General features: G+C 52.3%; 18 protein-coding genes and 4 tRNA genes. 4 read left to right on the forward strand and 18 right to left on the reverse strand.

Going from position 1 to position 21,081, the window contains the following annotated elements:
• Positions 1-2: 2 nt before the first annotated feature.
• Positions 3-1,184 (forward strand): uroporphyrinogen-III C-methyltransferase, encoded by a 1,182-nt coding sequence (gene hemX, locus GHC22_RS23065; RefSeq protein WP_153753936.1) that lies wholly within the window; start codon positions 3-5, stop codon positions 1,182-1,184.
• A 2-nt stretch (positions 1,185-1,186) separates the two neighbouring features.
• Positions 1,187-2,386, forward strand: a complete 1,200-nt coding sequence (hemY, locus tag GHC22_RS23070; protein WP_153754011.1) for a protoheme IX biogenesis protein HemY — start codon at positions 1,187-1,189, stop codon at positions 2,384-2,386.
• 454 nt (positions 2,387-2,840) lie between these two features.
• Here hemY and GHC22_RS23075 read toward each other — a convergent pair.
• The 18 genes from GHC22_RS23075 to trxA all read right to left on the reverse strand — a co-directional run bounded on the left by GHC22_RS23075 (position 2,841) and on the right by trxA (position 18,041).
• Positions 2,841-2,917 (reverse strand) — tRNA-Pro (locus GHC22_RS23075).
• 41 nt (positions 2,918-2,958) lie between these two features.
• Positions 2,959-3,044: transfer RNA gene (locus GHC22_RS23080), tRNA-Leu, on the reverse strand.
• 20 nt (positions 3,045-3,064) lie between these two features.
• Positions 3,065-3,140 (reverse strand) — tRNA-His (locus GHC22_RS23085).
• Between the two features lie 56 nt (positions 3,141-3,196).
• A tRNA-Arg gene (locus tag GHC22_RS23090) sits at positions 3,197-3,273 on the reverse strand.
• A 102-nt stretch (positions 3,274-3,375) separates the two neighbouring features.
• Complete coding sequence (locus GHC22_RS23095; RefSeq protein ID WP_003828980.1) at positions 3,376-4,761, reverse strand: amino acid permease; 1,386 nt, start codon at positions 4,759-4,761, stop codon at positions 3,376-3,378.
• Positions 4,762-5,039: 278 nt separating this feature from the next.
• Positions 5,040-5,780, reverse strand: coding sequence for a lipopolysaccharide N-acetylmannosaminouronosyltransferase (wecG, locus tag GHC22_RS23100; RefSeq protein WP_003017964.1), 741 nt, complete (start codon positions 5,778-5,780; stop codon positions 5,040-5,042).
• Complete coding sequence (gene wzyE / locus GHC22_RS23105; protein WP_020996101.1) at positions 5,780-7,135, reverse strand: ECA oligosaccharide polymerase; 1,356 nt, start codon at positions 7,133-7,135, stop codon at positions 5,780-5,782. Before wzyE ends, wecG begins: the two co-directional genes overlap by 1 nt.
• On the reverse strand, positions 7,132-8,211 hold the full coding sequence (locus GHC22_RS23110; protein ID WP_057067468.1) for a TDP-N-acetylfucosamine:lipid II N-acetylfucosaminyltransferase: 1,080 nt from the start codon (positions 8,209-8,211) through the stop codon (positions 7,132-7,134). Before GHC22_RS23110 ends, wzyE begins: the two co-directional genes overlap by 4 nt.
• Complete coding sequence (gene wzxE, locus GHC22_RS23115; protein WP_003017971.1) at positions 8,208-9,458, reverse strand: lipid III flippase WzxE; 1,251 nt, start codon at positions 9,456-9,458, stop codon at positions 8,208-8,210. Before wzxE ends, GHC22_RS23110 begins: the two co-directional genes overlap by 4 nt.
• 1 nt (position 9,459) lies before the next feature.
• On the reverse strand, positions 9,460-10,590 hold the full coding sequence (gene rffA / locus GHC22_RS23120) for a dTDP-4-amino-4,6-dideoxygalactose transaminase (protein ID WP_032945690.1): 1,131 nt from the start codon (positions 10,588-10,590) through the stop codon (positions 9,460-9,462).
• Positions 10,591-10,594: 4 nt separating this feature from the next.
• Positions 10,595-11,272, reverse strand: a complete 678-nt coding sequence (rffC, locus tag GHC22_RS23125) for a dTDP-4-amino-4,6-dideoxy-D-galactose acyltransferase (RefSeq protein WP_153753937.1) — start codon at positions 11,270-11,272, stop codon at positions 10,595-10,597.
• Positions 11,269-12,531, reverse strand: a complete 1,263-nt coding sequence (gene wecC, locus GHC22_RS23130; protein ID WP_008787073.1) for a UDP-N-acetyl-D-mannosamine dehydrogenase — start codon at positions 12,529-12,531, stop codon at positions 11,269-11,271. The genes rffC and wecC overlap by 4 nt, the downstream gene beginning before the upstream one ends.
• A complete protein-coding gene (gene wecB / locus GHC22_RS23135) occupies positions 12,528-13,658 on the reverse strand; it encodes a non-hydrolyzing UDP-N-acetylglucosamine 2-epimerase (protein WP_048227517.1) in 1,131 nt (376 codons plus the stop codon). The genes wecC and wecB overlap by 4 nt, the downstream gene beginning before the upstream one ends.
• A gap of 55 nt (positions 13,659-13,713) precedes the next feature.
• Positions 13,714-14,760, reverse strand: a complete 1,047-nt coding sequence (wzzE, locus tag GHC22_RS23140; RefSeq protein ID WP_003829003.1) for an ECA polysaccharide chain length modulation protein — start codon at positions 14,758-14,760, stop codon at positions 13,714-13,716.
• Between the two features lie 12 nt (positions 14,761-14,772).
• Complete coding sequence (gene wecA / locus GHC22_RS23145; RefSeq protein ID WP_032945680.1) at positions 14,773-15,876, reverse strand: UDP-N-acetylglucosamine--undecaprenyl-phosphate N-acetylglucosaminephosphotransferase; 1,104 nt, start codon at positions 15,874-15,876, stop codon at positions 14,773-14,775.
• Between the two features lie 238 nt (positions 15,877-16,114).
• A complete protein-coding gene (rho, locus tag GHC22_RS23150; RefSeq protein WP_002437993.1) occupies positions 16,115-17,374 on the reverse strand; it encodes a transcription termination factor Rho in 1,260 nt (419 codons plus the stop codon).
• Between the two features lie 87 nt (positions 17,375-17,461).
• Positions 17,462-17,581, reverse strand: a complete 120-nt coding sequence (locus tag GHC22_RS23155) for a rho operon leader peptide (protein ID WP_049259789.1) — start codon at positions 17,579-17,581, stop codon at positions 17,462-17,464.
• A 130-nt stretch (positions 17,582-17,711) separates the two neighbouring features.
• Entirely contained in the window at positions 17,712-18,041 is a 330-nt protein-coding gene (gene trxA / locus GHC22_RS23160) for a thioredoxin TrxA (RefSeq protein WP_001280776.1), read from the reverse strand.
• A 143-nt stretch (positions 18,042-18,184) separates the two neighbouring features.
• Between trxA and rhlB the strand changes: the two genes are divergently transcribed.
• Positions 18,185-19,453, forward strand: a complete 1,269-nt coding sequence (gene rhlB / locus GHC22_RS23165; protein ID WP_003829013.1) for an ATP-dependent RNA helicase RhlB — start codon at positions 18,185-18,187, stop codon at positions 19,451-19,453.
• Between the two features lie 136 nt (positions 19,454-19,589).
• Positions 19,590-21,071 (forward strand): guanosine-5'-triphosphate,3'-diphosphate diphosphatase, encoded by a 1,482-nt coding sequence (gppA, locus tag GHC22_RS23170; protein WP_153753938.1) that lies wholly within the window; start codon positions 19,590-19,592, stop codon positions 21,069-21,071.
• Positions 21,072-21,081 lie beyond the last annotated feature (10 nt).

Raw genomic sequence — 21,081 nt, forward strand, 5'->3', positions numbered from 1 at the left:
TAATGACGGAACAAGAAAAATCCTCCGCCGTGGTTGAAGAGACCAGGGAGGCCGTGGAAACCACGTCACAGCCAGTCAATACTGAAAAAAAGAGTAAGAACAGCACGGCGCTGATTCTGAGCGCTGTGGCGATTGCTATTGCGCTGGCTGCAGGCGTTGGGCTGTACGGCTGGGGGAAACAACAGGCAACAACACAAACGGCAACCAGCGATGCGCTGGCGAACCAGCTGACGGCGCTGCAAAAAGCGCAGGAAAGCCAAAAAGCTGAGCTGGAAGGCATTATTAAACATCAGGCAACGCAGCTGGATGAAGCCACTCGCCAGCAGGCCACGCTGGTCAAACAGCTTGATGAAGTCCAGCAAAAAGTCGCCACCATCTCCGGCAGCGATGCGGGTACATGGCTGCTGGCGCAGGCTGATTTCCTGGTGAAACTGGCCGGTCGTAAATTATGGAGCGATCAGGATGTCACCACCGCCGCTGCGCTGTTGAAAAGCGCCGACGCCAGTCTGGCAGATATGAACGACCCGAGCTTAATTACCGCGCGACGTGCGATTACTGACGACATCGCGAGCCTGTCCGCGGTGACTCAGGTCGACTATGACGGCATTATCCTGAAAGTGAATCAGCTCTCTAATCAGATTGATAACCTGCGTCTGGCCGACAACGACACCGACGATTCTCCAATGGACTCTGACAGCAGCGAGCTTTCCAGTTCGATTAGTGAATGGCGCGTCAATCTGCAAAAAAGCTGGCAGAACTTTATGGACAGCTTCATCACTATTCGCCGTCGTGATGAAACCGCCGTCCCGCTGCTGGCGCCGAACCAGGACGTGTACTTACGTGAGAACATCCGTTCTCGTCTGTTAGTAGCCGCCCAGGCCGTGCCGCGTCATCAGGAAGAAACATATCGCCAGGCGCTGGAAAATGTCTCCACATGGGTGCGTGCTTACTACGACACCGACGATGCAGCGACCAAAGCGTTCCTTGAAGAAGTAGACCAGCTGAGCCAGCAAAGCATCAGTATGGATGTTCCGGAAACGCTGCAGAGCCAGGCTATTCTCGACAAGTTAATGCAGACCCGCGTACGTAATTTACTGGCGCAGCCTGCCACAGCACCGGTAGCAGCAGCGCCTGCGCCAGCACCTTCGACAGACGCTCCGGCAACCGCGCCGCAAGGAGAATAATGATGCTAAAAGTATTGTTGCTCTTTGTGCTGTTGATCGCCGGGATCGTCGTCGGTCCGATGATAGCCGGTCATCAGGGTTACGTGCTGATCCAGACGGATAACTACAATATCGAAACCAGCGTGACGGGCCTGGTGATCATCCTGATCGTCGCCATGGTCGTCCTGTTTGCGATTGAATGGCTGTTGCGCCGAATTTTCCGCACCGGCGCACATACCCGTGGGTGGTTTGTGGGTCGTAAGCGTCGTCGCGCCCGTAAACAGACCGAACAGGCCCTACTCAAACTGGCGGAAGGTGACTATCAGCAGGTTGAGAAGCTGATGTCGAAAAATGCCGATCATGCAGAACAGCCGGTAGTGAATTACCTGCTGGCGGCAGAAGCGGCTCAGCAGCGCGGTGACGAAGCGCGCGCCAACCAACACCTTGAGCGTGCTACCGAACTGGCCGGAAATGATACGATCCCGGTAGAAATCGCTCGCGTTCGCCTGCAACTGGCGCGTAATGAAAATCACGCTGCACGCCACAGCGTAGACAAACTGCTGGAAGTGACGCCACGTCATCCGGAAGTGCTGCGTCTGGCTGAGCAGGCCTACATTCGCACCGGCGCATGGAGTTCCTTGCTGGATATCATCCCATCCATGGCAAAAGCGCATGTGGGTGATGACGAGCACCGCGCCATGCTGGAACAACAGGCATGGGTTGGCTTGATGGATCAAGTCCGCGCCGATCAGGGCAGCGAGGGGCTGCGTGCATGGTGGAAAAACCAGAGCCGTAAAACCCGTCATCAGGTTGCCCTGCAGGTGGCGATGGCTGAACATCTGATTGAGTGTGACGATCACGATACGGCGCAGCAGGTCATCATTGATGGTTTGAAACGTCAGTACGATGACCGCCTGGTGCTGCCGATCCCGCGTCTGAAAACCAATAATCCGGAACAGATAGAAAAAGTGCTGCGCCAGCAGATTAAAGCCGTGGGCGATCGCCCGTTGCTGTGGAGTACGCTGGGTCAGTCGTTAATGAAGCATGGGGAATGGCAGGAAGCTACGCTCGCCTTCCGTGCTGCTCTCAAACAGCGCCCGGATGCCTATGACTACGCCTGGCTTGCTGACGCGCTGGACAGACTGCACCAGCCGGAAGAAGCCGCCACCATGCGCCGTGATGGGCTGATGTTGACGCTGCAGAACAACAATCCCCCGCAGTAATTCCCTCTTGCCCGGTGGCGCCTCGCTTACCGGGCCTACATATTTTTCAATCGCATAAACAAAATCCTTCAAGTGACTTCTCGAAGGATTTTGTTTATGCATAAAAAAACGCCCGCTCGGTAAGGAGCAGGCGTTAAACAGGTCTGTATGACAACATAAATGGGTGCTTCACTCAACGTTATGTCCATGGTGTTTGATGAGGCCTGAGCGACATCTGTCTGTGGACGATAAGCACCGTAAACGGCTCTGCATCATTCCTGAGTTTATGAGGCCAGATGGCGAACATAAGAGATGGAATGAGCATCTACCCGCATATTATTACACAACGCATGCCACGATTGCACTGCAAAAACCAGGTATTCGGACTTTTTAAGACTTCAGGAAATTCGCAGATGCGCAGGCTAAGAAGGGAAAATCTGAAAACAAAAAACCCCGCCGAAGCGGGGTTCAAAATTGGTCGGCGAGAGAGGATTCGAACCTCCGACCCACTGGTCCCAAACCAGTTGCGCTACCAAGCTGCGCTACTCGCCGTTTTACTGCTTTTTGAATTTTTAGTTCAATTCTTTAAGTCGTGGTGCGAGGGGGGGGACTCGAACCCCCACATCCTAAGGACACTAACACCTGAAGCTAGCGCGTCTACCAATTCCGCCACCTTCGCATTTCACAACTTTAAATTAATGGGGTGGCTAATGGGATTCGAACCCACGACAACTGGAATCACAATCCAGGGCTCTACCAACTGAGCTATAGCCACCACTGCAAATCTTTTACGCGGTATTAAAACCACCGCAGCTCTGGCACCCTACTAAATGGTGCGCCCGACAGGATTCGAACCTGAGACCTCTGCCTCCGGAGGGCAGCGCTCTATCCAGCTGAGCTACGGGCGCTTAGCGCCGTTGCGGGGCTGGATATTACGGAGGTCTCGGTCTTCTGTCTAGTGCTTTTTTAAAATAAATTATCGTTTGGTCATGGTTTGTGCGTTTTGTCGCTTATTCCCGCAATTTATGGGCTGTGCCATGACGATTCAGACCAAAAACCTTATAAATGAGCGTCACGGCCAGTAAGAAACCCATGCCAACAAAAAGCGACATTCGGGTATCTTCATTAAAGTACATGCCAATTAATACGCAAATCAGGAACGCCATCGTCAAATAATTCGCCCACGGGAACAGAATGGAGCGGAATGGATGACTGGCAATCGCCGCTTTATGCGCCTGACGGAAGCGCAGCTGGCTTATCAGGATCACAAACCACGGCACCATCCCCGGCAACACGCTGGCGCTATAGACATAAACAAACACGCGCTGCGGGTTAGGAATGATGTAGTTCAGGCATGAGCCAATCAGCAGGATCGCGATAGAAATAGCCACTCCGGCAACCGGCACGCCATGGCGTGATACTTTTCCAACAACGGCAGGAAGCTGGCGATTCTTTGCCAGCGCGTAGAGCATACGCCCACAGCTGTACATGCCGCTGTTACAGCCAGACAGCGCCGCCGTCAGCACCACAAAGTTAATAATCCCTGCCGCAGCAGTAATACCAATCTTGGCAAAGGTGAGAACAAACGGGCTGCCGTTGCTGCCAATCTCATTCCACGGGAAAATAGTGACGATGACAAAAATCGCACCAACGTAGAAAATCAGAATGCGCCACAGCACCTTACCCACCGCGCTACGCAGCGTGACCTGTGGATTCTTCGCTTCCCCTGCAGTGATGCCGATCAGCTCCACGCCCTGGTAAGACGCCACAACAATACACAATGCCGTGAGGAAGCCCTTCCAGCCCCCAGCAAAGAAGCCACCGTGCTCGGTCAGGTTGCCAAAACCAATCGCCTGGCCGCCATTGCCGAAGCCGAAGAAAATCACCCCAACCCCAATGACAATCATCACAATGATGGTGGTCACTTTGATCATGGCAAACCAGAACTCAATTTCACCATACAGGCGAACCGCAGCGAGGTTTGCCAACGCAACCAGTCCGACCGCGATCAGTGCGGGTATCCATTGCGCCATTTCCGGAAACCAGAACTGCACATACACCCCGATGGCGGTAATCTCTGAGATCCCCACCGCCATCCACATAAACCAGTATGACCAGGCGGTGAGATAGCCAAAGAAGGGGCTCATATAACGGTGAGCGTAAACAGCGAATGAACCTGCAACCGGCTCGAGGAATAACATCTCCCCCATAGAACGCATAATGAAAAACACGAACAGCCCGGCGACGATATACGCCAGCAGAACCGAAGGTCCCGCCCATTTAAGGGTACTGGCGGCCCCCATAAATAGCCCAACGCCAATAGTGCCCCCAAGGGCAATTAATTCGATGTGACGAGCCTCCAGCCCACGCTGTAGCTCAGGTTTGTTCTCAGCCATAAATCCTCTTGATGTGTTTGCATGCTGTCCGGTATTACCGGTTCTCGTTATGGGTACATCTTGTTATGCCATAACAGGCCATGCGGCACCGACCGCTTTACGGTTGGCGCCAAAAACACCACGGCACTGCAATGATTGTTGCGAATGGTTTCCTAAAATCGCTTAAATGGCAATTAAAGCATTCAAAAAATGAATAGATTGTGCGAGAAAGCAGCGATTATGTTGTGAATAAGTAGCGTAATTAGCAGATCACGCTACTTATCAGAGGAGAGAGGGCGTCAGAGGTTGCCGGTGTAGTGCCAGCGGAGATAGCGTAATAAGCGAAGTTGCCGAGTAATACGGCTCGGCTGCGACAATAAGCGATACAGCCACTCCAGCCCCAGATTTTGCCAGATTTTAGGCGCACGCTTAACGTGACCGGTAAAGACGTCGTAGGTGCCCCCTACGCCCATATACAGCGCGTCGGGGTGGGTCTTGCGGCAATCACGCATAAAGATCTCTTGTTTTGGCGAACCCATCGCCACCGTCACAATTTGCGCACCGCTGGCGTGAATACGCTCAAACAACGCCTGACGCTGCTCTGGGGTAAAATAACCGTCCTGACTACCCACAATGTTCACACGCCACTGTGCACGTAGTTTTGCTTCTGTTTGTGCCAGAACTTCAGGCTTGCCGCCAACCAGGAAAACTGGCGTTCCGTTTTGCCCAGCTCGCGCCATCAGCGCTTCCCAAAGGTCAGCTCCGGCCACGCGTGAAACCTGCGCCTGTGGGAATTTTTTGCGCACCGAACGCACCACGCTAATCCCATCCGCATACTTGAACTCCGCGGCGTTGATCAGCTCCCTCACTTCAGGGTTATCTTCTGCTGTCAGCATCTTCTCAGCGTTAATAGCCACCAGCGTTCCTGACCTGAGGTGTCCTTCGGCAAACAGGTAATTCAGCGCATGTTGCATATCGCGCCAGCCAATCAGTTGTAATCCGCGCAGCGAATACAGCGGCGCAGTTGTGTTATCTGTCATTACGATCCTTCAATCTGTGTCCGGGGCAGCGATTTGATTCGTTTATGAATGAGTCCCGCGCTATCAAACAGCCAGAACAGCAGTTTTGCCACCAGTAGGCAAACGCCGAAAATCACGAGGAAAAAGACCACTCGTGAGACAAACGAATCCAGCCCTTCACGTGCCAAAACGATCATATTGAAAATGGCGCCAAAACAGAAACTGTGCAAAATCGCCGCCTTATAGCGATTGGTTTCGCGATTGCCAAGCTCATACAGCCAGTCGAACCACTTGATAATGAGCCCAACAACAATCGCGCCTAATGGTATAAACAGCGCCCCGCCCATCACCACCAGTGAACCAATTAACGTCGGCGAAATCGCCAGTCCTGAGTGGTTGTTCAACACTTCCCAGGTAAAGTAGTTCGCTGAATTGAGTACAATACTCGGCCGCCCAGGCCACAGCCAGGAGGGAATAAAGACGTAGAAGTCACGGACGATCGGCGCCAGCCCCTGGAACTCAATATTGTGGTAATTCTGCAGCAATAGCGCCAGGTTCTCCCACGGTGAGAAGGTGTCGCGCGTAAGGTACAGGAACGTATAGAACGCCTCATCGCCGCTAACGCTCATTCCGTAGCGCTTCAACGCCAGCCAGAACATCCCGACAATGCCCAACACGCCTGCTGCGGCCAACATCCACAGCGAAATCCAGCCGCGAATAATGCCGATAAACAAGAAGATGGCAAACGCGATAATGATATTGGCGCGCGTCCCACCCACAATCATATAGGTCAGCAAACCAAACGCGACGGTACTCACGAGGAAGAACACCCACGCTTTACTGTCCTGACGCAGGAAATAAACCACCAGCATTGCCGGAATGAAGAAGTAGAAGAAACGCTTCAGAGCGACGCCAGAGACTTCACTGGAAAAAATCTGGCTATAGGATTGCAGCCTGAACAGCAGGAATCCGTTGTGCATAAAGAAGATGCCCACGCTCACCAGCGCAATCGCCATCAGGATAACCCAGGTCAAATGGGCTTCAACGCGATTGATGGTAAACAGCGGCCTGCGCGGCTTATCATCTACTCGTTTGCGCAAGCGCGTTTTATACGTCACGTAGTAGACGGCATAGAAACAGGCGGCTGACAGCAAGGCCTGTAGAAGGATCTCCGGCGGAGCCACTGCCACATCAAAGCGGAACACCAGGATGCTGGTTAACGGGAATCCGAAGAAGAACGTCAGCAAGAACAACAATGAGAAGAAAACATTGAAGTTAAAACGCACGCGGCGGAACTCAAACCAGGTCAGCGTGGCGATAAACAAGGTGGAGAGCAGCCAGACCACCAGAAGACCGCTGAATTGCATCAGGCTCATACGGTTTCTCCTGAAGCAATGCGCAGCGCGTTGTGCCACGGCTGCAGATAATTCGGGCTAAAGAAGGTAATAGTATTTTTATCTACCGATGCCAACTGGCGCTGCGCTTCACGTACGACGCCTTCATTGAGATCATCAGTGGTAAATAACACCGGAAGATTTTGTTCCACCATATCCTGCCAGAAGGGATTTTCACGGTTGAGCACGCATGGGATACCCGCCTGGATCAGTAAACACAGTGTACCGATTCCCTGTTGACGGGCAAAAATAAAGTAACCCAAATCGCATTGACGCAATAACGCGAGATAAGCGTCAAATTCCAGCTTTTCACTCAAAATTTGCAGATTATCAGCGCTAAATAACGCCAGGCCAGCCTGGCGAACCTCGTCGATATAGGCCGCATTATTGGCGGGATAACCCATCGGCACAATCACATTCACCGTGTCGCCAAACTGCTGATGGACGGCGCGAAGCGCGGCAACATGCTCATTGCTGCGATCGCCAGAGTTGCCAACCAGCACCGTCATCTTGCCGCTGCGCTGGCAATCATTGCTCATGTTATTGAGTGAAGGATCCATTCGCGTTGGGAAATAGAGCAACTCACCCCGCACACGGGGATGTTGCTCGGCGAAATAACGTAAATCGCCCCGTGTGGCAAACACGCAGCCCACACGATTCTGCGCCATGCGGCGAATCGGGTAAAACAGGCGGAATTTCAGCCCACTGGAGACTTCGTATAAATCAGCGCCCCAGATATGCCAGTAAAACTGCGCCGGTTTAATCCCGCCACTCAGCAGCGCCAGCCACAGGCTGGTGTTGAACTGGCCGTGGAAGAAGAAACGCTGTTGGCGATCCGCTTTTGCTTTCGCGATCACAGCGTCAGCAAGCGCCTTTTTCCCGCTGTAGAAGCTTAGCGATAACGCCGGGCAGCTCTCACTGAGTCCCGCATCCTGACCGGCAACCATAAACGTGCGCGCATGCTCGCTCGTCGCGGCCAGCGAGTCGTTGAAAAACCGCAACACGGTTTGGTTATGGTGAGGGATATCCGATCCCAGAACGTGAATCAGTACAGTCATGCCCGCCTACGCCAGAGTAAAAACACGCCACAACAAAGAGAAAAATAGACGATGTACGTTGCCATATAAGCCTGTGCCGCTCCCAGCGCACCGTGTGCAGGGATCAGCCAGTGAGCAAACACCGTCAATAACATGAACTGGCTAATTTCAGCCAAAATATAAAACCGCAGCGATGCTTTCGCGATCACCAGATACCCAAAGACATACGCCCCAACTTTCAGTACATCGCCGACCAGTTGCCAGGCAAACAGATCGCGCATGGCGGTGAATTTTGCGGAGAAAAGCAGCCAGATCGCAAAATCACGCAGCAACCAAACAGTAAAGCTCGCAGCGGCAACCGCCGGTAACACGAACTTTAGCGACTTAACCACCTCGCGCGTAATGTCGCGCTTTTCGGTCAGTCGCGACAACGTCGGAAGCAAGTAAACGCTGAATGAGGCGGTAATGAATTGCAGATAAGCATCAGAGATACTGCTTACTCCCTGCCAAATCCCCACATCATCCCAACTGTACTGCGCCGCCAGCAGGTTTCGCATCATCACGTATGCCACAGGCAGCGTTACGGAGGTAATCAGCGCCATCAGGGTAAACTTGCTTAGCTGTCCAGCCAGACCGTTATCCCACGAGGGTTTCAGGTAATGCAGGGGAATTGCCCCACGCTTAATCAGCATAATAGCGGCGGGGATAACGACCAACGCGGGCACTAGCGCCAGACCCAGCAAAGCGCCTTCATACCCTCCCAGGCGATAACAGCCATAATAAGCCACTACGCCCACCAGGCTACCCACAATCAGCGACAGCGCGTTACCCGCCGCATCGCGAAAGCCCTTCATCAACGCCAGCAGCAGGTTCGCCCAGGCAATACCCATTTGCACCAGCGCAACCAGTCTTACCAGCCCCTGATAATGAGTATGGCCAAACAATCCCTGACTGATTGGCGCGGCCGCCAGCAGAAAAATCACCGCCATCAGCGTAGAGAATCCCAGCACCATCGCGGAAGATGTACCGACTACCTTACGGAGCCGGGTCGGATCGTCATGATGCTGCGCAACATATTTCGTGACGCCGTTGAAAATGCCGGCCCCCGCCAGAACACCAAGCACGGTGACCATCTGGCGGAAGTTACCCGCCTGCCCCACGCCTGCCGGGCCAAACGACACCGCCAGCAGCTTCACGACCAGCAAACCTGCACCAATTTTTACCAGCGTACTGGCTGCCGTCCATAAGGACGCTTTAGCAAGCGACATATCAGGCGAAGTAGTTGAGTAAGGTCGAAATGACCGTTCGCTGGTTTACTGGCGACAGGTTGTAAAACAGCGGCAAGCGCAGCAGACGCTCGCTCTCTTTAGTGGTGAAACGATCAACACCGGCAAATACGCCGAATTTATCGCCAGCCGGACAATCATGTAGCGGGATATAGTGGAACACCGCCATAATTTCAGCTTCTTTCAAGAAGTTAATCAACGCCGTGCGATCGTCGATATCGCGCAGCTTGATATAAAACATATGGGCATTCTGCACGCAGTTTTCCGGGACAGAAGGCAGATCAATGCGTCCGGCACGCGCCAGCGGTTCGAGAGCATCATAGTAGTTCTGCCACAGCGCCAGACGCTGCTGGTTAATACGGTCAGCCGCTTCCAGTTGTGCCCACAGATAGGCAGCCTGCAGATCGGACATCAGATAGCTGGAACCAATATCACGCCAGGTATACTTATCCACCTGACCGCGGAAAAACTGGCTGCGGTTAGTTCCTTTTTCACGGATGATCTCTGCACGTTCGACTAATTTTTTATCATTAATCAGCGTCGCACCACCTTCACCGCCTGCGGTATAATTTTTGGTCTCATGGAAGCTAAAGCAACCGATGTGACCAATCGTCCCCAGCGCCCGACCTTTGTAAGTCGACATGACGCCCTGGGCCGCATCTTCCACGACAAACAGGTTATGTTTGGTCGCCAGCGCCATGATGGTATCCATTTCACAGGCTACGCCCGCGTAATGCACCGGCACGATAGCGCGGGTCTTGTCGGTGATCGCCGCTTCAATCAGCGTTTCGTCAATGTTCATGGTATCCGGGCGGATATCAACAAAGACAATTTTCGCACCGCGCAGCACGAAAGCATTGGCCGTGGAGACAAACGTATAGCTCGGCATAATGACTTCATCGCCAGGCTGGATATCCAGCAGCAATGCCGCCATCTCAAGCGATGCGGTGCAGGAAGGTGTCAGCAATACTTTCTCGCTGCCAAAATGCTGTTCCAGCCACTGTTGGCAGCGACGGGTAAAACCACCGTCGCCACACAGTTTGCCGCTGTTCATCGCAGACTGCATGTAATCGAGTTCAGTGCCCACCACCGGCGGTGCGTTAAATGGAATCATCGTGTCACCTGTATAACCAATACGCGGTGCTTTCCACATTCGCACCACTGTGTATATAACGTTTAAGCGCGGCGGTATTGCCCATTTGGGTCGCCACGCGCAATGTTGTTTTACCGCGAGCCTGCGCCCAGCAAAGGGCAGCCTGCATCAATTCTGCTCCCGCCCCACGCCCGGCCAGCAGGCCAATTCGCGCATCGGTCGCATTCAGTTCACGCAGCGAGACATAGCCACGAATATCACCTGCCGGTGTACGAAAAACGAGGCATTGATGATCGAACGTCCCCAGCACCGCGTTTTCAATCCACTGCGCATAAAAACGCGTGCTGGCATCTGCGGCATACCACGGGGTACGAAAACGACTTTGCGCGAACGCCTGCCCTGCCAGTTGGCGTAATGCAGGGATATCCGTAGTTTGTGCGACCTGCGCACCGGGGTCGCCATGCGCACACATCACCGGCAGCACAAAATCCACTTCACCTTCAACCAGTGAGAAGCCTAACTGTTGCAGGGCATCTAATTCATGGGTATTGGCCGCAGGAATTTTTGCCTGTACCCGCGACCAGGGCTGCAACACATCCGCAGTCAGAACCGGCGCGTGTTGGTCAAAACGCACAATGGCGCTATTCACGCCAAAGAACGTATTTTCCCAGCTAAGCGGCTCAATACTGGCGCGGATTTTCACCGCCAGACCCCTTTGGTATCAACGATATATTGCTGGTGAACCGCATCGCCTTTAATGGCTTTAAATTCATTATGGTCGACCAGCAAGACCAGCACATCGGCGCTTGCCAGGGCATCGTCCAGCGCTGCCAGTTGGCACAGACCGTCCAGTTTTTTCGGCAGTTGATGGATGTTCGGTTCCACTACCAATGTTTCGCCTTTGTGCCAATGCGCGATGCTTTGCGCAATTCCCATCGCCGGGCTTTCACGTAAGTCATCAATATTCGGTTTAAATGCCAGACCAAAACAGGCAATTTTCACTTCGCTGGCCCGTTTATTGGTATCCGCCAGACAGTCGGCCACGGCAGCTTTTACCTGATCAACCACCCAATGAGGTTTACCGTCGTTTACCTCACGCGCGGTGCGAATCAATTTCGCCTGCTGCGGGTTCTGCGCCACGATAAACCACGGATCAACCGCGATACAGTGCCCGCCAACCCCCGGACCCGGTTGTAAAATATTCACGCGCGGATGGCGATTTGCCAGTCGAATCAGTTCCCAGACGTTGATCCCCTGATCGGCGCAAATCAGCGACAACTCATTGGCGAAAGCGATATTGACGTCGCGGAAGCTATTTTCAGTCAGTTTGCACATTTCCGCCGTACGGGCGTTGGTCACGACACATTCGCCCTCCAGGAAAATGTTGTACAGTTCGCTAGCACGCGCGGAACAGACGGAGGTCATTCCCCCAATCACGCGGTCGTTTTTAATCAGTTCAACCATCACCTGGCCCGGCAGCACTCGCTCTGGGCAATAAGCAATGTTAACGTCCGCGTGTTCACCGACTTGCTGTGGGAAAGTCAGGTCAGGACGCATTTCAGCCAGCCATGTGGCCATCTGTTCAGTGGCCCCGACAGGCGACGTCGATTCAAGGATCACCAACGCGCCTTTTTTCAGCACCGGTGCAAGAGATTTAGCCGCGGCTTCCACATAAACCATATCGGGTTCGTGCTCCCCCTTAAACGGAGTAGGCACAGCAATCAGATAGGCATCCGCATCTACAGGGGTTGTGGTCGCACGCAGAAATCCATTTTCGACCGCCGTTTTCACCACGGCGCCCAAATCTGGCTCAACGATATGAATTTCACCGCGATTAATGGTATCCACCGCGTGTTGATTTACATCTACGCCAATCACATGCTTTTGACGGGAAGCAAAGGCAGCCGCCGTCGGCAGTCCGATATAACCCAGCCCAATGACAGAAATGGTCGTAAAACTCATAGCGATATCCGATTATTTTTTAACGCGTGTAAAATGCGGCCACATGCCTGCCCGTCACCATACGGATTATGGGCGCGGCTCATGGTCTGATATTCATTGTCGTCATGCAGCAAACGCGTGACTTCTTCGACAATACGCTGCGGGTCGGTCCCTACCAGACGTACTGTGCCTGCAGTAATCGCTTCCGGGCGTTCCGTCGTTTCGCGCATCACCAGTACCGGTTTCCCCAGAGATGGGGCTTCTTCCTGAATCCCGCCAGAGTCGGTAAGGATCAGCCAGGCGTGATTCATCAGCCAGACAAACGGCATGTAATCCTGCGGTTCAATCAGGATGACGTTTTCAACGTGCCCCAGAATGCGATTAACCGGTTCGCTGACGTTAGGATTCAGGTGCACCGGATAGACAATCTGTACGTTCTGATTGGCCGCGGCAATTTCCGCCAGCGCATGACAAATGTGCTCAAAACCACGACCGAAGCTTTCCCGACGATGACCGGTCACCAGTATCATCTTTTTATCCGAGCTCAGGAATGGATAATGCTCTGCCAGTTCAGCTCGTAATGCATCGCTCGCCAGTACGCGATCGCGTACCCAGATCAACGCATCAATAACCGTATTACCTGTAACGAAGATGCGGTTATCAGAAATGTTTTCCCGTAACAGGTTTTGGCGCGAGTTTTCTGTTGGTGCAAAATGATACATCGCCAGATGCCCGGTCAGCGTACGGTTCGCCTCTTCCGGCCAGGGAGAGTAGAGATCGCCTGTACGTAAGCCTGCCTCCACATGCCCTACCGGGATGCGCTGATAGAACGCGGCCAGGCTAGTAGCAATGGTGGTTGTGGTATCGCCGTGAACTAACACAACGTCAGGTTTAAAATCAGCCAGAATTGGCTTTAATCCTTCCAGTATTCGGCAGGTAATTTCTGTTAGTCCCTGACCTGGCTGCATAATATTGAGATCGTAGTCAGGTACAATGGAAAAGAGGTTCAACACCTGATCGAGCATCTCCCGATGCTGCGCCGTGACGCAAACTTTTGCCTCAAAATCAGGATCTTTTGCCAGCGCATGAACCAGAGGTGCCATTTTTATGGCCTCCGGTCGCGTGCCAAATACAGTCAGTACTTTCACATCGATTCTCTTCGGATTGGCAGTGAGGGCCCAGCCCCTCACTGCAACGATATTGCTAAATCGTGCGGCGACGGGTTAACGCGACACCAGCACCGATCAGAGCCCCAACGATGCCCCACATAATCATCAGGAAGGCACGACGAGGGCTGTCACGTTTTACCGGTTCCTCCGGCGTACGCAAATAACGATAGGTCTGAAAACGCGGATCCAGAGTTGGCCCAACGTTCAGTGTGTTAAGCATGGCTCGGTTTTGGAAGTAGTCCAGATCGAAATCGGGACCAACAGATTGCAGGTTTTCGAGTCGTGCCTGCAGCATAGGACGTCCAAGCAAAAACAGTTCAGAATCGGGTAGCTCTTCAGCCGGAACGTCAGTGGAAGTACGCGAAATATTATGCTGTTCAGCAATTTTGAGAGCCTGCTCAATGTTGTGAACTCGGCGAGAGAAAATCGATTTCGCCACTTCTTCCTGGCGTTTAACCTGCGCCTTCATCTGCACAGTGCGCGCAGCCCAGGCTCCCTTTAACTCGTCGTTCAGATGACGCGCCGCACGCTGACTGGCAAACGCGACGTACTGACGCAACAGATTGTTGGCATCAGGTGCCGTTTCGGCAATCAGCTTCACGCTGTCATTAGTATTACGAACCGCATCGCCGGGCATAAACTGAATGTTATTAATCAGTTCATCCAGCATCGCCGCATCGGCTTTACTGTTCCCCACCATACGTTGCTTGTAGTAATCAGTCTGCTGCCAGAATTCACGGCGCGTATCCCATGAGGCAAGCTGCATGATAAATTCTTTATAGGCCTCATCCATCACTGACGGCTGATCCGCAGATGCAAGACTGGCCTTGATGTCCAGGTTACGTAAGAACTGCTGCTGAGAGTAATAGCCGCCCAACATATTAACCGTTGGCCTGTCTGAAATCGCCGTCGCGCTCCACTCCTGACGAGCAAAAAACGTATAGGCGAGAGCGACTAACGCGAAGGCGAGAGCCATACCGACGATCCACACCTTCCCTGTCCACAAAGTACGAAACAACCCACGGATGTCCAGTTCATTTTCAGCGCTCATGGCATGTTCCCCCGGTAATGGTTGTGTCATCGTACCCTCAATTTATTTGGTTAAGTTTGGTTTACTGTCACGGTTTCTACGCAACTTGCGCTTCCAGCGTTTGATAAATCTCGCTACCTTCCAGGCACGTTTAATACAATAGTCGTACAAGACAAATGCCAGTAAAAAGAGCACCAGCATCACCCATTCCGGAACGACCCGAGAATATTCAGCCAACACGCCGATAGAAGCCAGGATCGCAGCAGCCAGCGTAATCAGGACAAAAGCCTGTCGGGAAGTAAACCCGGCGCGCATAATTAAATGGTGAATATGTTGGCGGTCCGGGGAGAAAGGGCTCATACCTTTACGTAAACGACGATACATGATCGCCACCATATCCATTAACGGAATGGCAATAATCCACAGTGCGGTGACCGGGCTAATAGGATGCGTTTTACCTTGAGTGGTCTCCAGCAGGATCCAGATGACCGTAAAGCCAATCAGCGTACTCCCCGCATCGCCCATAAAGACCTTATAGCGACGTCCGAGAATACCCAGGTTCAGCATGATGTAAGGCAGAATGGCGGCGATCATGGCAAAACACCAGATAGCCAGGCTTGTCTGGCCGTCAAACCACAAGATAAGCCCCATTGCGGCGAATGATACGCTGGATAGCCCGCCTAACAGACCATCAATCCCATCCACCATGTTAAAGGCGTTAATTGCAGCCCAAACGGCGAAAAGGGTAAGGAAATAGCCAAAAGGACCGAGTACCATCTCCCAAGGGCCAAAAATGAACCCAAGGCTCAACAGATAGAGCTTACCTACCGCCATCATAATGATGCCGATGATAGCCTGGATGGTCGCACGGATTTTTACACTGATATCAAAGCGGTCGTCCAGTGCACCGATAAACACCAGTACACCGGCACAAGCCAGGTAGAGAGTTGCATGCGGGATATAATAATCGGCGATGAGGAACGTAAAGCAAATGCCTGCGTAAACCGAAATCCCCCCAACCAACGGAATCAGTCCCTGATGACGTTTGCGGAAGTTGGGTTTATCCACCAATCCTATCTTTTTCGCAACCTTGCGGGCAAAGAAAAGAAACAGCGTTGTGAATAAAAAAATACTGATGAGATCAGTACTTGCTGTCAGTAAATTCACTATACATACTCTCAAAGAATATCAATATATGAAGTATAACCATCCAGGCGATTATTCAGAAGAGAAACCCGATTCCATATCAGGTGGTTCTGTATGATTATTAACCATAAAATACGAATTACAACCCTTCATCGCCAGGCGGTATGTCATACCGGATTATTATTATTGTGTCGTTAAGATTACATCCACAAAAGCAAAACGCCACGTAAATACGTGGCGTTTTCAGATGATGCCCGAATCAGGAACGCTTCATCATATCGAAGAAGTCGTCGTTGGTCTTGGTCATCGCCAGTTTGTTAATGAGGAATTCCATTGCATCGATTTCACCCATCGGATGGATGATTTTGCGCAGGATCCACATTTTCTGCAGCTCTTCCTGGGTAGTGAGCAGCTCTTCTTTACGGGTACCGGAACGGTTGTAGTCGATAGCCGGGAAGACGCGTTTTTCAGCAATCTTACGAGAGAGATGCAGTTCCATGTTGCCGGTACCTTTAAACTCTTCGTAGATAACTTCATCCATTTTAGAGCCGGTATCAATCAGCGCAGTCGCGATGATGGTCAGGCTACCGCCCTCTTCCACGTTACGTGCAGCACCAAAGAAACGCTTCGGACGATGCAGGGCGTTGGCGTCCACACCACCGGTCAGTACTTTACCGGAAGCCGGAACCACGGTGTTATATGCACGTGCCAGACGGGTGATGGAGTCAAGCAGAATGATAACGTCTTTCTTGTGTTCAACCAGACGTTTCGCCTTCTCGATAACCATTTCCGCAACCTGAACGTGGCGGGAAGCAGGTTCGTCAAAGGTAGAGGCAACCACTTCACCTTTCACCAGACGCTGCATCTCGGTAACTTCTTCCGGACGTTCGTCAATCAGCAGCACCATCAGCACGCAGTCAGGATGATTGTATGCAATGCTCTGCGCGATGTTCTGCAGCAGCATGGTTTTACCCGCTTTCGGCGGAGCAACAATCAGACCACGTTGGCCACGACCGATCGGCGATGCCAGGTCCAGTACACGCGCCGTTAAGTCTTCAGTAGAACCGTTACCACGTTCCATACGCAGACGAGAGTTTGCGTGCAGCGGCGTTAAGTTCTCAAAGAGGATTTTGTTACGGGCGTTTTCTGGTTTGTCGTAGTTAACTTCGTTAACTTTCAACAGCGCAAAGTAGCGTTCACCTTCTTTCGGCGGGCGAATCTTACCAGAAATGGTATCACCAGTGCGGAGGTTGAAACGGCGGATTTGGCTGGGAGAAACGTAGATGTCATCAGGACCGGCGAGGTAGGAGCTGTCTGCAGAGCGGAGGAAACCAAATCCATCCTGCAATATCTCCAGCACACCGTCACCAAAGATATCTTCGCCACTCTTTGCGTGCTGCTTCAGGATGGCAAAAATAATGTCCTGCTTGCGCATACGAGCCAGGTTTTCCAGGCCCATATTTTCGCCGAGAGTGATCAGCTCAGAAACCGGCGTATTCTTTAATTCGGTAAGATTCATAATGGTGTGAGTTCTTAAACTTGGGGTAAATCTCGAACTTAATGTTGTGAATGGTATGGCAGGGTCATCCATGCCTGTTTACGGCCATCAACTCATGTCTGTTCGCTGTCTGGTCACAGGAAAGTACGCAGAACTGAAACGACAAGACGGATTGAGTGACAAGCCAGGAATCTGTCCACTCCTCGCGCGAGAAACAACGGGAAGTATTGGATATAACTAGATTCAAACTTAATAAGGTATGTTTAATACGAAGTCAACACTAACTTAGCACGACTCAAGTCGGGCGTCCAGTCATCCGAATCATTTCGAAGTAGGGTCGCCCGATCATGAGACTTCCTTACGCTAAATTAGCGTCGAGGAATTCTTTCAACTGACCTTTGGACAGCGCGCCGACTTTCGTCGCCGCAACTTCGCCGTTTTTAAACAGCAGCAGGGTCGGGATGCCACGGATACCATACTTCGGCGCGGTGCCTGGGTTTTGGTCAATGTTCAGTTTAGCAACCGTCAGTTTGCCCTGATATTCGTCAGCGATTTCATCCAGAATCGGAGCGATCATTTTGCACGGACCGCACCACTCTGCCCAGAAATCAACGAGGATTGCTCCGTCCGCTTTGAGTACATCCGTGTCAAAACTGTCGTCAGTCAGGTGAATAATTTTATCGCTCATAATAACTCCACAGGAATAAGCCTGGTGCATTGGTGTAGCATTAATCAACGACGTGTTGATGTAGCATTAACCAACTAAAGGTTGACTTTATTTCACCGGATACGCTTTCGTAAAGCAATAGTAAGCTGATATTCTACCACACTATGAGCAAAACACATTTAACAGAACAGAAGTTTTCCGACTTCGCCCTGCACCCAAAGGTGATAGAAGCCCTTGAAAATAAAGGCTTTCATAACTGTACGCCCATTCAGGCCCTCGCGCTGCCGCTAACGCTGGCTGGTCGTGATGTTGCCGGGCAGGCGCAAACCGGTACCGGAAAAACGATGGCGTTCCTGACGTCAACGTTTCATTATCTTCTCTCTCATCCCGCGATTGCCGATCGCAAGGTGAACCAACCGCGTGCGTTAATTATGGCGCCAACGCGTGAGTTAGCCGTGCAGATCCACGCCGATGCCGAGCCGCTGGCACAGACCACTGGTCTGAAATTAGGCCTGGCGTATGGCGGCGACGGTTACGATAAACAGCTGAAAGTGCTAGAAAGCGGCGTCGATATTCTTATCGGCACGACCGGTCGTCTCATCGACTATGCAAAACAGAACCACATTAATCTGGGCGCGATTCAGGTCGTGGTGCTGGATGAAGCCGATCGTATGTACGATCTGGGCTTTATTAAAGATATCCGTTGGCTGTTCCGTCGTATGCCGCCAACCACCCAACGTCTGAACATGCTGTTTTCTGCAACCCTCTCTTACCGCGTTCGCGAACTGGCGTTCGAACAGATGAATAACGCTGAGTACGTTGAAGTCGAACCGGAACAGAAAACTGGCCACCGCATTAAAGAAGAGCTCTTCTACCCTTCCAACGAAGAGAAAATGCGTTTGCTGCAAACGCTGATTGAAGAAGAGTGGCCAGATCGCGCCATTGTTTTTGCTAACACCAAGCATCGTTGTGAAGATATCTGGGGCAGCCTTGCTGCGGACGGTCATCGCGTCGGTCTGCTGACCGGTGACGTAGCACAGAAAAAACGTCTGCGTATTCTTGATGAGTTCACCCGTGGCGATCTCGACATTCTCGTTGCGACGGATGTCGCTGCGCGTGGCCTGCATATCCCAGCAGTAACGCACGTATTTAACTATGACCTGCCGGATGACTGTGAAGATTACGTTCACCGAATCGGTCGTACCGGACGTGCTGGCGCAAGCGGTCACTCTATCAGCCTGGCCTGTGAAGAGTACGCGCTGAATTTACCTGCAATCGAGACCTATATCGGCCACTCGATTCCGGTCAGCAAATATAACCCGGATGCGCTGATGACCGATCTGCCGAAGCCGTTGCGCTTAACGCGCCCGCGTACAGGCAATGGCCCACGCCGTACCGGTGGTGCTCCGCGTAATCGTCGTCGTTCAGGTTAAGAAAAGTTATGCCATACACAAAATCATTCAGCCTGTATCAAGGCGGCAAGAAAACGAATCCCGATGAGCTTACTTTAGTAAGTGATTCGGGTGAGAGAACGCAGCCAACACAGATACAGGTTGAAGGATGAAGTGTATGAATTCTACTTCGCTGTATGCGGCAATCGATCTCGGCTCGAATAGTTTTCATATGCTGGTTGTACGCGAGGTGGCAGGAAGCATCCAGACGCTCACGCGTATCAAACGCAAAGTGCGTCTGGCCGCTGGACTCAACGGTGACAACGAGCTCTCTGTTGAAGCGATGGAGCGCGGCTGGCAATGTTTGCGCCTGTTTGCTGAACGTCTGCAGGATATTCCGCATCCACAAATCCGGGTGGTCGCCACGGCAACATTACGCATCGCCGTAAATGCCGATGTGTTTATTGCCAAAGCGCAAGAGATCCTTGGCTGCCCTGTCCAGGTGATTAGCGGTGAAGAAGAAGCGCGACTGATTTATCAAGGTGTGGCCCACACAACCGGCGGTGCCGATCAGCGTCTGGTTGTGGATATTGGTGGCGCCAGCACTGAATTAGTCACCGGTTCCGGCGCACAAACCACCTCTCTGTTCAGCCTGTCGATGGGCTGCGTCACCTGGCTCGAACGCTATTTTACCGATCGTAATCTGGCACAGGAAAACTTTGACGAGGCAGAGAAGGCCGCATGTGAAGTTCTGCGCCCGGTCGCCGACAAACTGCGTTTTCATGGCTGGAAAGTTTGCGTTGGTGCCTCTGGTACCGTCCAGGCGTTGCAGGAAATCATGATGGCGCAGGGTATGGATGAGCGCATTACGTTGGCCAAACTGCAGCAGCTTAAGCAGCGTGCCATTCACTGCGGTCGTCTGGAAGAGCTGGAAATCGAAGGGTTAACGCTGGAACGTGCGCTGGTTTTCCCCAGCGGGCTGGCCATTCTGATTGCTATTTTCACCGAACTGAACATTCAATGCATGACCCTGGCCGGCGGCGCATTACGTGAAGGTCTGGTCTACGGCATGCTGCATCTGGCGGTGGATCAGGATATACGTAGCCGCACATTACGCAATATCCAGCGTCGCTTTATGGTCGATACAGAGCAAGCACATCGCGTTGCCAATTTAGCGACTAAATTTCTCGATCAGGTAGAAAAAAAGTGGCATCTTGAACCGATTAGCCGCGAACTACTGATTAGTGCCTGTCAGCTGCATGAAATTGGCCTAAGCGTTGATTTTAAACAGGCACCACAGCATGCCGCTTATCTGGTGCGCAATCTCGATCTCCCGGGTTTTACCCCTGCGCAAAAGAAACTGCTAGCAACGCTGTTACTCAACCAGACCAATCCCGTCGATCTCTCTTCGCTCCACCAGCAAAACGCAGTGCCACCGCGCATCGCGGAGCATCTTTGCCGTTTGCTACGTTTGGCGATCATCTTCGCCAGCCGTCGCCGTGACGATCTTGTGCCGGAAATTCAAATGGATGCAAGAAACGAGCACCTGACGGTCACGCTACCAGAAGGCTGGCTGGAACATCATCCGCTGGGTAAAGAGTTAATCGATCAGGAAAGTCAGTGGCAAAGCTATGTCCACTGGCCGCTGGACGTTCATTAGATGTTGGTTG

Origin of the sequence: Citrobacter sp. H12-3-2, from assembly GCF_009649895.1 — a bacterium.
Lineage (GTDB): Bacteria > Pseudomonadota > Gammaproteobacteria > Enterobacterales > Enterobacteriaceae > Citrobacter > Citrobacter portucalensis.